Here is a 14,415-nt window from a genome sequence, read left to right as displayed (position 1 = left end):
CACACATCCCCGTCATTTTTGCTGTTTCAAAAGCAAAACGGGAGCGGAGACCCGCTCCCGTCGATCTGCACTCATTTGGAATTGATCGCAATCCGCTTGACCTTCGATTCAGCTTGCGGCAGCTTTGGCATGGTGACCGTCAGCACCCCGTTCTTGAACGCGGCAGAGATCTTGTCCTGATCCACGTCGTCGACCGGAATGCGCCGTTCAAACCGGCCATAGTAGCGCTCGCTGAACTTTCGATCCTTGTCTTCCGTTTCGGTTTTCTTCTCTCCCTTGATCGCGAGAACGCCGTTGACGAGTTCGACCTGGACGTCTTTCTCCTCGAGGCCCGGCAACTCTGCCGTGACCTTGACGTCCTTGTCGCTCTCATTGACCTCGATGCTCGGCCAATTCATCGACTGCTCGAAGAAGCTGCTGCCGAATGGCGCGACATCGAAGCCGCGGAAGACATCGTCGAACAGCCTGTTCATTTCCCGATGCAGGGTAAGAACCGGATTGTAGTTTTCGGAGCGACGGGTGGTCAGATCACGACCACGGCTCCAGGGGATCAGATCAGTGATAGCCATAGCGTTTCTCCTTTCGTTGTTTCCAAAGGCTCGCGACGCGGTGGGGCCATGCCGCGAACTCCGACTGCGAGCAGGCGGTGCTAGGCCGCTTGCTTGTTCTCAACTTGCTGGTGGTCGCCACCTGCGCTGATCGCAATCTGGCGGGGTTTCATGGCTTCCGGAATCTCCCGCACCAGATCGATCTTGAGCATGCCATTCTCGAACGAGGCGCCCTTCACCTGCACGTACTCGGCGAGATTGAAGACGCGCCGGAACGGTCGTGAAGAGATGCCTTGATAGAGATACTGGTGGCCGCCCTTCTCGGCCTTGCGACCTTCAATGGTCAGCAAGTTCTGCTCGGCCGTGATGGAGACCTCGTCCGGCGTGAAGCCCGCAAGCGCCAGCGAGATTTGGTAGTGATCCTCGCCGACACGTTCGATGTCATAGGGGGGATAGTTGTCCCCGCCGGTCCATCGGCCGGAGTCCTCGAGAAGGTCGAACACACGATCGAAACCAACGGTCGATCGCCATAGGGGAGCAAGATCAAGCGTGTTCATAGCCATATCCTCCATTGAGCAACATGGTTCTGGGCGCTTCGGACACCTGCCGGGCGCCCGCTAACCGGGCCCTGCGTTAGGCGCCCGGTGATGCCGCGCGATGGCTCGCGCTTTCACCCACCAAGTTAGAAGTGACCTCAATCGTTTCAAGTCCTGCCGGCATCTTGCGAAAACGGCGATGCCGCACCCATGTTTTTCGGCGAGAGTGGCCGAGGCGAAGATTGTTTCCTATCATCCTGCTGCGCCTCCGCCGCCTCTCCAGTCGTACTTGGCCGAAGAGAGAGACCATGGCAGCAGTCCTCGACGATGTCATCGAAACGGCGCTTCTGGAATCCTTTCCGGCGAGTGATCCGCCGTGCTTTGCCGCGCTCGGCGTCAACATCGGCTCTCCCGACAGGTCCGGCACTTGGCGAGCACGACCAGGGGACCGCTCCACGGCCGCGCCGCCGGAACGACGGGCTCCTTCCGAGGTTCATGGCGCCGCCAAGCGCCGCCAAGCGCCGCCAAGCGCCGCCAAGCGCCGCCAAGCGTCGGCTCAGCCGTCTGGCAAAGCCGGCCGACCTGATGCTTGAAAAGAAATTTACCCGACGGGATGCACGGAGGACCGAATGAAGATCGCGCAGATTGCTCCGCTATTCGAGAGCGTGCCGCCCCGGCTTTATGGCGGGACCGAACGGGTCGTGCACTACCTGACGGAGGAGCTGGTCAGCCAAGGACACAAGGTCACTCTGTTCGCGAGCGGGGACTCCATCACATCCGCCGAACTCGTCCCCTGCACGAAGCAGGCCCTCCGGCTCGATGCGGATGTCAGAAATTCGATTCCGCACCAGATGCTGCTGCTGGACAAGGTCCGCGAGCGCGCCGAGGAGTTCGACGTGCTTCACTTCCACGTCGACTACTTGCACTTCCCACTGTTCCGAACCCAGGCCGGACGGACCTTAACGACCCTGCATGGACGCCAAGACCTGCCCGATCACATGCCGTTCTACGCCCATTTCCCCGAGATGCCCCTGGTCTCGATTTCCAACTCGCAACGCGCGCCGCTGCCGCGGGCCAATTTCGTTGCAACCGTCTACCACGGACTGCCGCTCGATCTGCACAAACCAACTCTCCAGGCGGCCGGTGGCTATCTAGCTTTCCTCGGACGAATTTCGCCGGAGAAGCGACCTGACCGCGCCATGGCGATTGCGCGAGCAGCAGGACTGCCGTTGAAAATTGCCGCGAAGGTCGACAGTGCCGACGAGGCCTACTTCCGCGACACCATTGCGCCGCTGCTCGACGGTCCAGGGGTGGAATTCATCGGCGAGATCAACGAGAGCGAAAAGACCGAATTTCTGGGCAACGCGGCAGCACTGCTGTTTCCGATCGATTGGCCGGAACCCTTTGGTCTCGTCATGATCGAGGCCATGGCATGCGGCACGCCGGTCCTGGCCTTCCGCGGAGGATCGGTCGCCGAGATCGTCGAGAACGGGATCACCGGACGCATCGTCGAAAGCGTCGAAGAGGCCGTGCAGGCCATGCCGTCTCTTCTGGCGCTGGACCGCAAGGCGGTGCGCGCCCGTTTCGAGGAGCGCTTCTCCGCCACCCGTATGGCTGCCGAATACGTCAAGCTTTACCGGAAGCAGCTGCGAAAGCGCCCTGCACCCGAGCGTCACCTGCAGAGCCTCGCGGGACATTCGATCGCACGATTGCATGCTCAGGCGGAAACTGGGTTTCAAAACGAAGCCAATTGAGGAGGCCCAATACGGGACATAACCATGACGCCCATCGATGTCTCGGACGCCAGTATATCCGGCCCTGCGTCTGGTACGTTGGAAAACAGCACGGCATGGGCGCGTTGCCTGGACGGCGATCGGGACGCCTTCCAGGTTTTGATCAGCGCTCACCTGGACGAGCTGTTCGCTGCCGCTGAGCGGGACATCCGATATCAGGTTGCCCTCGGCGATCTGCGCGACGGCGATCTGTCTGCGGAGGAACTCGTTGGCGAGACCCTGCTGCGGGCATGGCGAGACCGCCGAACCCGTCCGCAAGCCCTCGGTCTTCGTGCATGGCTGCTCGGGCTCCAGTTCCGCGTGCTGATGCGCATCGTCCGGCAGGAGCAACTGCTGCGGCGTCTCGTTTCGGTTTCGTTGGAGGCGCGTGCGCCGGAGCCGCCGATCTACGACGATGACGAAGGCTTCTACGAATGGTTTCAACCAGACGAGGTGGTGCGGTAGGAGGACATTCTGTGTGCTGAGTCCGATCTGGAGCCCGCCGCGGGAGTATTCGACCAAAATATTCCGGGTCTATCCCCCATTGCTCGCCAGGTGCTGGTAATGCGTCATGTCCACCGCCTCAGCTTTACCGAAATTGCAGTTGGTTTGCGAATTTCGCGGGAAAGCCTGTCGCAGCTCTGGCGAGAGGGGCAAGCCCGCTTGGCTGAACTGATGAGGAGGACTGCAAATGAAGGCTCTCAGCCTCGCCATTGACGCGCATCACGCTCTCACTCCCGAGTTGCGGGACCGGATCGTTCAGAACGTTCGCGCGCGGATGCAAGAGCACTCCTATCGCTTGCTCTCTCCCGAGCATTTCCGCGCTCTCGCTGCGCTCGACACGGCGGGCGCGCCAGTCGTCAGCCTCTATCTACAGCTGACCCCGGAACGGCGCGTCGGGCGCGCCTGGCAGTCGGCCCTGTCGGCCCTCAGCCACAGGATCTCTCAGACGTCTGATCAGGCCGCTCGGGCCAGCGTCAATGCCGACATCGAGGATATCCAGGGCGCGCTGGATCACCAATTGCCCGAGCTCGGTCGTGGCGCTGCATTCTTCGCTTGCCGCGAACGCGGGATCTGGCGGCAGATCACGCTGCCGATTCCGCTGCCGGACAGTATCCACATCGGCCCCCGGCCCTACCTGCGACCTCTGTTGCGCACCTGGGGCGGCAGCGACCGAATGCTACTTGCGGTCCTTTCGCGGGAGCAGAGCCGCTTTTTCGTCAGCCATCTCGGCACCATCGAAGAGATCTACCGCGTCAAGGGGCAGCGCATTCGGGGCATGCTGACGGATCGCGTCCCGCGCGACCGCCGCGATGCGCTGGCGATCCAACTCATGAAGGACGAAGCAAAGGCCTTGGCTTCGATGGCGGAGATCATAGGCCGGGAGTTCGAAACGTCTCATATTTTGCTCTGTGCGCCTCCCGACATGAGCGCGGCGTTCCGCGATCATCTGTCCAAGGATTCCCTTTCCCGCCTTGCGGCGTTCGAGGCCAGCGTACATGCGTCGTCCGCCGAAATCGGTGCTGTGGCCGCCGCGATACAAGATCAGCTCAAAGCCCGAGAGGAGCGCGAGCTTGTCGACCGGTTGCGCGAAGCGAATCCAGGGGCGGTCTCAACGGGAACGCAGGAGACGTTAGACTGTCTGAGCGAGGGACGAGTTCTCACCTTGGTCGTCGATGACAGCTACGCTTCTGCTGGCTCGCAATGCGGTCACTGCGGGAGTTTGTTCGAAGACGCACAGCTTTCCAAGTGTCCTGTTTGCGGCGAGGCCTCTCTCGAGGCGGTCGATGATCTCTTTGAGGCGGCGCTCCAGCAGGCGCTTGAGCGCAGAGCGCAGGTCCACTTCGTCCGCGATCCGACGTGCCGTTCAGCTCTTTGCGAGAAATCGCCGCTGCAAGCCTTGTTGCGATACTAAAGAGGCGGGCCGCGGGTCGCCTTCTTCCGCGACATCGGTTCTCGAAAAGCGGCCTCGGCCCCGCAGCTGCATTGGCATGCAAAATTGCAAGCGATAGGCAAGTCCGGTCCCGGATCGGTCTCGACCACTTGCGTCCGAAGGAGCGACAACCAGATATTTGGTGCGCGCTCGACCCAATCGCAGGCTGCCCCGGGCCGCCACGAAGGCGCCAAGGCGGTAAAGGCCGTGCCGTCCCCGACTGCCTGCGATCGGGCCGAAAATCGTCCGGCTGAAAGGGTTTCACACCTCGCCAAGGCTGTGACAGCGATTCTACCGGGCAAGCTCGTTGCAAATACTGGAATGTCGCGGGCCCAGAGTATCTCGGCCAAAGGATAGGACAAATCCACCGTGTACTAAGATGCCCAGAATCGCTGCATCCAGACGCCTCCGATGAGCCAGAGCTAAGGCGTTCGATATGGCATCGACAGGGCCAATTATCGCGGCTCCGCGAGCTGGCAGTTCCGCAAACATGCTGGCGATGAATTCTGCCGCCCTTCAGCGGCAGCCCGTACTTACCCGATCTTCCACCCCCCAGCCTTCAATGCACTCGACTACGGAAGCTGGACCCCGCCGATAGATCGTACTCTCAGACCGCCTTTCGGTTAGCCAACTCTAAGTGGCGCACGGCGAGCAACGATGGTTAGTTCTTTGAGGTGCGTCATCTCATGGCTAGCAACTTCGGCGAGCCTCTCTGCGACGTATCTGCGTGTGCTATGATCTCCACCATGAACCAGGCCACTGCACCTCTGCTCCAGAATGGCGTCCAGTCTCGCTCGGATATTCCCGCGAAGGCGCGAGGTCAAAAACTTGCACGGATGGCCCGTCGGCTCTGCGAGCTTTTCTATCGGGCGCGGCAGGCCAAGCTAACTGACAACATGACAATGATCTTTCAGCCAGTATGGGCGAATTGGGCGTAAGCGTGGGGAATGGGGATCGCCACCGTCCATCGCACCCTGCAGGAGCTGAGAGCAACCGAAAGCGCTGACTTCCGCGAAGGCGACCTCGTTATAAGGGATTGGGCCACTCTCGTAAAATCGGAGAGTCCCATCCTACACCTTCATGCCAGAGATCGTCTTGACCTTTCCTCGTGACAAGCAGTTTGTGGCAGCTTTTCATCCGCGCGGGTTAACTTTCCGTCCCCCAGCGGGTCCAGTGGGCGGGGACGCGGTTGCGCTCGGCTTCTGCTACCCGCAATTAGTCCTCGCCGCGTAGATCGCCGGAGGCTAGATCTTGCTCGCGACGAGGTCGCCATACGGGTCTTCGGGTCTCTTATAGCTGTTCCACAGGCGTCCTCATGAACGGTAGAAGGATCAGCTGCAGGCACTATCCCACAGCGTATTTACTGTTTGGTCTCCGGGTGAAGATCGGCCTTCCTTGCGAGCAGCTGTGCGATCAGCTCGGCTATGCCATCCAGTGTGGTTCGGTCAGTGACGCGGGACTGGATCGCCTTGTAATGCTCGATTTTCTTGTCCAGTTCGTTGCACTTCTCACACATCGTCGACCGCCGGGGGGTACCTCCAGGGCAATTAACAAATGATCAGTGCGTTCCAGAACGGAAATAGGATAATTCCAAATCCAACTTAGGCCGACGCGAAGATGGTGACCGTCAACCGTTGCGACGGGAACACGGTTGGGAGCAGCCGGGGGAGAAAGTATTCGGCTGGGCGGGTGGCCCATCGTCGCTGCCCGCGATCCAGCTGAGAGGATTACCATCAAGGTCGCTAGTCACACAAGCTGCGGTCCAAGGGGATCTATGATGTAGAACCATGGCCATCCTGAAGCACGCCGACGAGGTCGCGCCCGGCCGAGAAGCCCCGAAGCTAGCGGCGGCAAGCGGTGGGTGCCGTGGCTATCCGCGCGACCAAATATGCGCCTCTTGGCACACCCGACTTCCGGTGAAGGACCAACCTCACTCTCGAATGGGCTTCCTTGGTTCTGGTGCGGCCTTCCACGATCAACCCGCAAGGGGTTCGCTACGCAAGCGTGCGACCTCTTCGGCTTCGCCTCTCGACGTGACCGCGGCCGCCCCCGAACACGTCGGCGCCTGTCGAGCGGGGATGGTCCCCGCCGCAAGACGGGAGCCTTCAATGTCGCACAATCTCACTCTCGCCCAGAACCACGCCTTCGATCTGGCCCGCACGCTCATGGTGCCGGTCATTCTGTTCCAGGCTGACAACGAATTCGGCGTGATGGTCTCCAGCGAGTACGACGGCGATCAGGACGCCGTCGTTCACGAATACGACCCCTGGTGCCCGGCTCATTGAGCCGGGCGACCGGCTGCCGCTGGCGCCATGCCGGCTGCAAGGGAAGCTTCGCCGCGCCCGATGACGCGGCGACTAACGGTTGGTCAGCGCGCCCTTGCATTCGGCAGGCTTCGCGGCCGGTCGGGGATGCTCCGCAAGGCTGGGAGCAAGAGAGATCAACAGAAGAAAGGGGCGGACTCGCTTGCGCGAGACCGGTGCAGATAAATGGACAAGAGAGAAATCGAAGAGCTGCGCCAAAAGGTCGGCTGCGCGGCCCTGCTCGAGAAAGACGGCTGGAAGGTCGACGTCAGGGAAAGCACCCGACGCGCGATCAAGTATCGGCGTGACAGCAACATCATCATCGTTATCCACGAAGGCCGCGGCTGGTTCGATCCGTTGTCTCCGGCGAAGGGGGACGTGTTTTCGCTCGCCGAACATCTGGGCGCCGATGGTTTCGTCGAAGCATATGACTGTGTTGCGGATATGGTTGGTTTCTGTCCCAGCGCCCCAGCGTGGCAGCGGCCGGCAAGGCCGAAGGGGCCGAGATCCGTTACTGAGCGGTGGCAACATCGCTTTAAGCCGCGCCCGGGCTCGCCAGCCTGGCGCTATCTCACGGACGAGCGCGGGCTGCCGGCGGAGATCGTGAAGCAGGTGATCGCCTTCGATCGGTTGCGAGAAGGCCCCCGAGGCAGCATATGGGCCGCCCATAGCGATTCTGCCGGAGCGATCACGGGGTGGGAGGAGCGTGGACCGCAATGGCGCGGCTTCGCCACTGAGGGCGCGAAAGAACTTTTCCGCTTCGGGCCGCCCGAGCCCGAGCGGATCTGCATTACAGAGGCGGCCATCGATGCCATGAGCCTAGCGGCGATCGATGTCCGACGCTCCGATACGCTTTATATCAGCACTGGAGGCGGCTGGTCCCCGGCGACAGATCATGCCATCCGCAATCTAGCTAAGCGCGCCAAGGTCTGCCTCGTGGCAGCGACCGACAACAATCGGCAGGGTGACGTGTATGCCGATCGCGTTCGGGCCATTGCCGGAGAAGCGAGTGCGGAATATGCGCGATTACGGCCACGCACCGATGATTGGAATGAGGATCTGAAAGCCCTGACGGCGACCCTTTGATGCGGCTTGCGAATGGGCCGGCTAGGCAGCCGTGGTCGCGCAGCGGTAAGGCCGCTGAATGAGTGAGGCCCTGATGGTTGCCGGTGAGCGGTAGAAGGAAATCGGGCAAGGAGAAAGGAAGATGAAATGGGAATGAGGCGCTGCCGCACGCCCGGCCAGCGCGTCAAGGGTGAAGCTTCGCCCGCGTTCCGCGGCCCTTGACCCGCCGGGCCTTCGATGCGGCGGGCGAGGAGGTGTGATGAAGGACTGGAGTGACGAAGAGATCAGGCGGATCGCTCGCGCTTCATTCCGGTCAGGCCAACAGGAGCCGCCGATGCACACCTCACCTATCGTTCGCAAGGTCTTCGAAGGCGTCGCGACGCGCCACGAGATGCACCGTTTGTTCAACCGCCATCGCGGCCATCCGGCCATGGCCGAGGAGGAGGCAGGGCACCTCTTCGGCGGCGAGTGGTTCGAGATCGCTGAGTCCGAGCACGAATACATGTTCGACATCCTGCCGCCGCTATGGATGCGCGCGGACATGTTCGCGATGCGTGAATTCATGACGGCAAGTGTGACAAGCGTTTTCCTATCACTGTCGATCGACGGCCAGATGCGCTGGTTCCACGGTTATTGCGACCTGTCGGACAGAGCGTCACCGGAGCGGATGAAAGCGGCGATCATCGAGCGCGAGTCTCGTCCTGTCCGGGCGATGACGCGCGAAGAGCGGCTCGAGCACATCTGGTCGTGCACCCACGACGACTACCGCGGCTACGCCGGCGAGCACTGGCCTGCCGCCGTGCGCGGCCGCCGCACCGTGCTCGTCTACGCTGGCCAGCAAGGCACCGGGCTGAAGCTGCTGGACGACCTTACCGAAATGGAGATCGCAGCGAAACTGCCGGTGCAGCTCCGCCACCTGCCGGAAGCGGTCGCGGCCTAGCCGGGCCGCCCGCCCTCGTCGACCTGCGAATAGCCCGGCCCAGTGCCGGGCTTCGCAATTCGGCACCCAGCCTCCCGCCGGCTCTCCCGTCAATCCCGCAAGACCGTGCCGCCCGTTGCAGCCGCGGCGGCGACGCGGTCGCGCGCGCCCAGCAGAAGGACATTTCCAATGGCGCAGGACGACCCTTTCACGATCGACCTCTTCGGCAACACCGCCCTCTCCTCTAGCCTCGGCCTCGGCGTCACCGCCTTCGCCGCCCACTTGGACGGTGACCACGACGACAGAGCAACACCGCCAGGGCCGGCTCCCGCGGGACCGGCGCTCAAACCCGCCCGGCTGTGCGCGCCGAACGCGCGCACGCGCGGCGACAATTTCCGTCTCGCCAGCGACCGTGGCCTGGCAAAGGGCTGGAAGCAGCGCGCCCGCGACAGCGTCGCGGCCATTCGGCTCGCCGCGCAGATCGAGGCGGAGCAGCGGTCCGCCTCGCAGGACGAGCAGCGGCAGTTGATGCGCTTCACGGGCTTCGGCGCTTCCGAGCTCGCCAACGGCGTCTTCCGCAAGCCGGGCGAATCCGAGTTCGCGAGTGGCTGGGAGGAGATCGGCGCCGATCTCGAGGATGCGGTCGACGACGCCGGCTACGTCTCGCTCGCGCGGTGCACCCAGTACGCCCACTTCACGCCCGAGTTCATTGTCCGCGCGATCTGGTCTGGTCTGCAGCGCCTCGGCTGGCGCGGCGGCCGCGTGCTCGAGCCGGGCGTCGGCACCGGGCTGTTTCCGGCGCTGATGCCGGACGAGCTACGCGAGACCTCCCACGTCACGGGCGTCGAGCTCGATCCCGTCACTGCGCGCATCGCCCGGCTGCTGCAGCCGCGCGCGCGGATCGTCACAGGCGATTTCGCGCGCGCCGAGCTGCCGACGAGTTTTGACCTCGCCGTCGGCAACCCGCCCTTCTCCGACCGGACCGTGCGCTCGGATCGCGGGTACAGGTCGATGGGCCTTCGGCTGCACGACTATTTCATCGCGAGGGCGATCGACCTCCTGAAGCCCGGCGCCCTCGCCGCCTTCGTCACGAGCTCCGGCACGATGGACAAGGCGGACGCCTCGGCGCGTCAGCACATCGCGAAGTCGGCCGACCTGGTCGCAGCCATTCGCCTGCCCGAGGGTAGCTTCCGCGCCAGCGCCGGCACCGACGTTTTCGTCGACATCCTGTTCTTCCGCAAGCGCAAGGTCGGCGACGCCGAAGGCGACCTGTCATGGCTCGACCTCGACGAGGTTCGGCTGGCGGCGGAAGACGAGAGCGCGATCCGCGTGAACAGATGGTTCGTGCAGCGCCCGGACTTCGTGCTCGGCGCGCACGCGCTCGCGTCCGGTCCGTTCGGCGAGGCCTATACATGTCTGCCGCGCGACGATGAGGATCTCGAAGCGACACTCAAAGCCGCCATCGGCTTCTTGCCGGAAGCCGTCTATGACGGCGAGCCGGAGGTGATCGATCCCGACCTGGCAGAAGCCGGTGATCCCTGTGACGTCGATTGGCCTGCCGATCGCCACGTGCGCGAGGGCAGCTACTTCTTTGACAAGGCCCACGGCTTGATGCAGGTCCTCGACGGCCAGCCGGTCGCGGTGAAAGCGCGCAAAGGCCGCAGCGCCGACGGCATTCCGGAAAAGCACGTGCGCATGATCCGGAAGCTGATCCCGGTCCGCGACGCTGTGCGCGAGGTCTTGAAGGCGCAGGAGCTCGACCGACCGTGGAAGGACGCGCAGGTCAGGCTGCGCATCGCCTGGTCGAACTTCGTTCGGGACTTCGGCCCGATCAATTTCACGACGGTCTCGACCGCCGAGGACGAGGAGAGCGGCGAGGTGCGCGAGACGCACCGCCGGCCGAACATCCAGCCCTTCCTCGACGATCCCGATTGCTGGCTGGTCGCCTCGATCGAGGACTATGACCTCGAGACCAACACCGCAAAGCCTGGGCCGATCTTCACCGAGCGCGTGATCTCGCCGCCTGCCCCGCCGGTGATCACCAGCGCAACCGACGCGCTGGCCGTTGTTCTCAACGAGCGCGGGCGCGTCGACATCGACCACATCGCCGAGCTGCTGCATCGGGACCGCGACGACGTCGTCGCCGAACTAGGGAGTGCCGTCTTTCGCGATCCCGCTAACGGCTCGTGGCATACGGCTGACGACTATCTCTCTGGTCACGTGCGGGACAAGCTGAAGGTTGCGGAGGCCGCTGCCGCGCTCGACCTCTCCTACGAACGCAACGTCACGGCGCTGCAAGGCGTGCAGCCCGCGGACCTCAGGCCGTCAGACATCACGGCGCGTCTGGGCGCGCCGTGGATTCCGGCCGCCGACGTCGTCGCCTTCGTCAAGGCGACAATGGACGCCGAGATCAGGATTCACCACATGCCGGAGCTCGCATCGTGGACCGTGGAGGCCCGCCAGCTCGGCTGGACAGCGGCCGGCACATCAGAGTGGGGCACCGACCGCCGGCACGCCGGCGAGCTTCTCGCCGACGCGCTGAACAGCCGCGTGCCGCAGATTTTCGATACGGTCAAGGACGGCGACAGCGAGCGCCGCGTCCTCAATGTTGTCGACACCGAGGCGGCCAAGACGAAGCTGCAAAAGATCAAGGACGCTTTCCAGCGCTGGATCTGGTCTGATCCCGATCGCGCCGACCGCTTGGCGCGCGTCTATAACGAGCGCTTCAACAACATCGCGCCACGAGCCTTCGACGGCTCGCACCTGAAGCTTCCGGGTGCCTCAGCCGCCTTTGTGCTTTATGGGCACCAGAAGCGCGGCATCTGGCGCATCGTCTCGGTTGGCTCGACCTATCTCGCCCACGCGGTCGGGGCCGGCAAGACCATAACCATGGCGGCTGCCATCATGGAGCAGCGCCGGCTTGGCCTCGTCGCCAAGGCGATGCTGGTCGTGCCCGGCCATTGCCTGGCGCAGGCCGCACGCGAGTTCCTCGCACTTTATCCGAACGCCCGTATCCTCGTCGCCGACGAGACCAATTTTACCAAGGACAAGCGGCACCGTTTCCTCGCGCGCGCGGCGACCGCGACCTGGGACGCGATTATTATCACGCACAGCGCATTCCGCTTTATCGCCGTGCCATCGGCGTTCGAGCAGCAGATGATCCAGGACGAGCTCGAACTCTACGAGACCCTTCTGACCAAGGTCGAGAGTGACGACCGCGTCTCGCGCAAGCGCCTCGAGCGATTGAAGGAGGGCCTGCAGGAGCGCCTGGAATCGCTTTCGACCCGCAAGGACGACCTGCTGACCATTTCCGAAATTGGCGTCGATCAGATCATCGTCGACGAGGCGCAGGAGTTCAGGAAGCTCTCCTTCGCGACCAACATGTCGACGCTGAAGGGCGTAGATCCGAACGGCTCACAGCGCGCCTGGGACCTGTACGTCAAATCCCGCTTCATCGAGACGAAGAACCCTGGCCGCGCGCTGGTGCTCGCCTCTGGCACGCCGATCACCAACACGCTCGGCGAGATGTTCTCGGTCCAGCGCTACCTCGGCTATGAGGCGCTCCTCGAGCATGGCCTGCACGAGTTCGACGCTTGGGCGAGCACATTTGGCGACGTCACGACCGAACTTGAGCTGCAGCCATCCGGCAAATACAAGCCGGTGACGCGCTTTGCCACCTTCGTGAACGTGCCGGAGCTCATCGCCATGTTCCGCTCCTTTGCAGACGTGGTGATGCCGGATGACCTGCGTCAGTACGTGAAGGTGCCGGCGGTCTCGACCGGCAAGCGCCAGATCCTGACTGCGAAGCCGTCGCCGGCATTCAAGCGCTACCAGATCCGGCTCGGCGAGCGCATCAAGGCGATCGAAGAGCGCGACCGCGCACCCGAGCCCGGCGATGACATCCTGCTGTCAGTCATCACCGACGGCCGCCACGCCGCAATCGACCTGCGTCTGGTTGATCCGGATAGCGACAACGAGGCCGACAACAAGCTGAACCTGCTCGTCGGCAATGCCTTCCGCATCTGGAACGAGACAGCCGAGAACAACTACACGCGGACAGATGGCAAGCCCTTCGACTTGCCTGGCGCCGCGCAGATGATCTTCTCCGATCTCGGCACCATCAGCGTCGAGAAGAGCCGCGGCTTCTCCGCCTATCGCTGGATTCGCGACGAGCTGGTCCGTCTCGGCGTGCCACCGGGCGAGATCGCCTTCATACAGGACTACAAGAAGTCGGAGGCAAAGCAGCGCCTGTTCGGCGACGTGCGTGCCGGCAAGGTCCGCTTCCTGATCGGCTCGTCTGATACAATGGGCACCGGCGTCAACGCGCAGCTTCGCCTGAAGGCATTGCACCACCTCGACGTGCCCTGGCTTCCGTCGCAGATCGAGCAGCGCGAGGGCCGCATCGTGCGGCAGGGCAACCAGCACGATGAAGTCGACATCTTCGCCTATGCGACCGAAGGCAGCCTCGATGCGCAGATGTGGCAGAACAATGAGCGCAAGGCCCGCTTCATCACCGCTGCGCTGTCCGGCGACACCTCGATCCGCCGGCTTGAGGACATGGGAGAGAGTCAGGTCAACCAGTTCGCCATGGCAAAGGCGATCGCGTCGGGCGACCCGCGCTTGATGCAGAAAGCTGGTCTCGAAGCCGACATCGCGCGGCTCGAACGGCTGCGGGCTGCGCACATCGACGACCAGCACGCAGTGCGGCGGCAGATGCGCGAGGCCGAGCGCGACATCGAGCTCTCCAACCGCCGCATCGGCGAAATCGGCCAAGACATCCAGCGCCTCACACCGACGGCTGGAGATGCGTTCAGCATGTCAGTGAGGGGAGAGCCGTGTAGGGAACGCAAGCCCGCTGGCCGCGCATTGATGAAGGAGATCCTGACGCTGGTGCAACTCCAGCAGGAGGGCGAGACCGTCATCGCCTCGATCGGCGGCTTCGACGTCGCGTACAGCGGAGAGCGCATCGGTCACGATGGCTACCGCTACACCACCATGCTGCAGCGAACCGGCGCCGAGTACGAAATGGAGTTGCCGGTGACGGTCACGCCGCTCGGAGCGGTCGCTCGCCTTGAGCACGCACTCGACGACTTCGAGGGCGAGCGCGAGCGCTATCGCCAGCGCCTGGCCGACGCCCGCCGACGGCTGGCGTCTTACGAATCGCGCGACGGAGGCGAGTTCGCCTTCACTGGCGAGCTTGCCGAAAAGCGCCGGCAGCTTGTCGAGGTAGAGAAGGCGCTGGCGGAGGACGGCGAAGGCACCCGGGAGATCGCCGCGGCCGCGTGAATAGAGAATGAGAAGAAAGAGAAAGGGAGAAGGCCAGCTCGCAGATCGGGCGG

At 63.3% G+C, this 14,415-nt stretch carries 11 protein-coding genes; 8 read left to right on the top strand and 3 right to left on the bottom strand.

Translation table 11 applies throughout. The features are described 5' to 3' along the window. Positions 1–71: 71 nt before the first annotated feature. Positions 72–569 carry an Hsp20/alpha crystallin family protein gene (locus K408_RS0137295; protein ID WP_024342324.1) on the bottom strand — a complete coding sequence of 166 codons (498 nt, stop codon included), beginning with the start codon at positions 567–569 and terminating at the stop codon, positions 72–74. A gap of 80 nt (positions 570–649) precedes the next feature. Beyond that, positions 650–1,105, bottom strand: coding sequence for an Hsp20 family protein (locus tag K408_RS0137290; RefSeq protein ID WP_024342323.1), 456 nt, complete (start codon positions 1,103–1,105; stop codon positions 650–652). Between the two features lie 608 nt (positions 1,106–1,713). Between K408_RS0137290 and K408_RS40160 the strand changes: the two genes are divergently transcribed. The 4 genes from K408_RS40160 to K408_RS0137270 are packed head-to-tail and all read left to right on the top strand — an operon-like array spanning position 1,714 to position 4,771. After that, the gene (locus K408_RS40160; RefSeq protein ID WP_024342322.1) at positions 1,714–2,838 is read left to right on the top strand and encodes a glycosyltransferase family 4 protein; all 1,125 of its coding nucleotides are present in this window, start codon (positions 1,714–1,716) and stop codon (positions 2,836–2,838) included. Between the two features lie 24 nt (positions 2,839–2,862). Then, positions 2,863–3,321 (top strand): RNA polymerase sigma factor, encoded by a 459-nt coding sequence (locus K408_RS0137275; protein WP_024342321.1) that lies wholly within the window; start codon positions 2,863–2,865, stop codon positions 3,319–3,321. A 6-nt stretch (positions 3,322–3,327) separates the two neighbouring features. Then, positions 3,328–3,573 carry a sigma factor-like helix-turn-helix DNA-binding protein gene (locus tag K408_RS44535; RefSeq protein WP_366863943.1) on the top strand — a complete coding sequence of 82 codons (246 nt, stop codon included), beginning with the start codon at positions 3,328–3,330 and terminating at the stop codon, positions 3,571–3,573. Then, positions 3,548–4,771: a baeRF10 domain-containing protein gene (locus K408_RS0137270; RefSeq protein WP_024342320.1), complete on the top strand. Its 1,224-nt coding sequence runs from the start codon at positions 3,548–3,550 to the stop codon at positions 4,769–4,771. Before K408_RS44535 ends, K408_RS0137270 begins: the two co-directional genes overlap by 26 nt. Before the next feature lie 1,378 nt (positions 4,772–6,149). On the opposite strand, the gene K408_RS43100 is transcribed toward K408_RS0137270, so the two are convergent. Continuing rightward, positions 6,150–6,305: a hypothetical protein gene (locus K408_RS43100; protein WP_196232456.1), complete on the bottom strand. Its 156-nt coding sequence runs from the start codon at positions 6,303–6,305 to the stop codon at positions 6,150–6,152. Positions 6,306–6,897: 592 nt separating this feature from the next. Between K408_RS43100 and K408_RS43095 the strand changes: the two genes are divergently transcribed. The 4 genes from K408_RS43095 (at position 6,898) to K408_RS0137235 (ending at position 14,362) form a co-directional block, all read left to right on the top strand. Beyond that, positions 6,898–7,074 (top strand): hypothetical protein, encoded by a 177-nt coding sequence (locus K408_RS43095; protein ID WP_024342318.1) that lies wholly within the window; start codon positions 6,898–6,900, stop codon positions 7,072–7,074. Positions 7,075–7,278: 204 nt separating this feature from the next. Next, a complete protein-coding gene (locus K408_RS0137245) occupies positions 7,279–8,178 on the top strand; it encodes a DUF3991 and toprim domain-containing protein (protein WP_024342317.1) in 900 nt (299 codons plus the stop codon). Positions 8,179–8,491: 313 nt separating this feature from the next. Next, positions 8,492–9,097 (top strand): DUF1419 domain-containing protein, encoded by a 606-nt coding sequence (locus tag K408_RS0137240; protein WP_024342316.1) that lies wholly within the window; start codon positions 8,492–8,494, stop codon positions 9,095–9,097. Between the two features lie 168 nt (positions 9,098–9,265). Next, on the top strand, positions 9,266–14,362 hold the full coding sequence (locus K408_RS0137235; RefSeq protein ID WP_024342315.1) for a helicase-like domain-containing protein: 5,097 nt from the start codon (positions 9,266–9,268) through the stop codon (positions 14,360–14,362). Positions 14,363–14,415: the final 53 nt, after the last annotated feature.

This window comes from Bradyrhizobium sp. in8p8, assembly GCF_000426845.1.
Taxonomy (GTDB): Bacteria; Pseudomonadota; Alphaproteobacteria; order Rhizobiales; family Xanthobacteraceae; genus Bradyrhizobium; species Bradyrhizobium japonicum_C.
The sequence above is the reverse complement of the archived record's forward strand: the minus strand, read 5'-3'. Positions and strand labels throughout refer to the sequence as shown.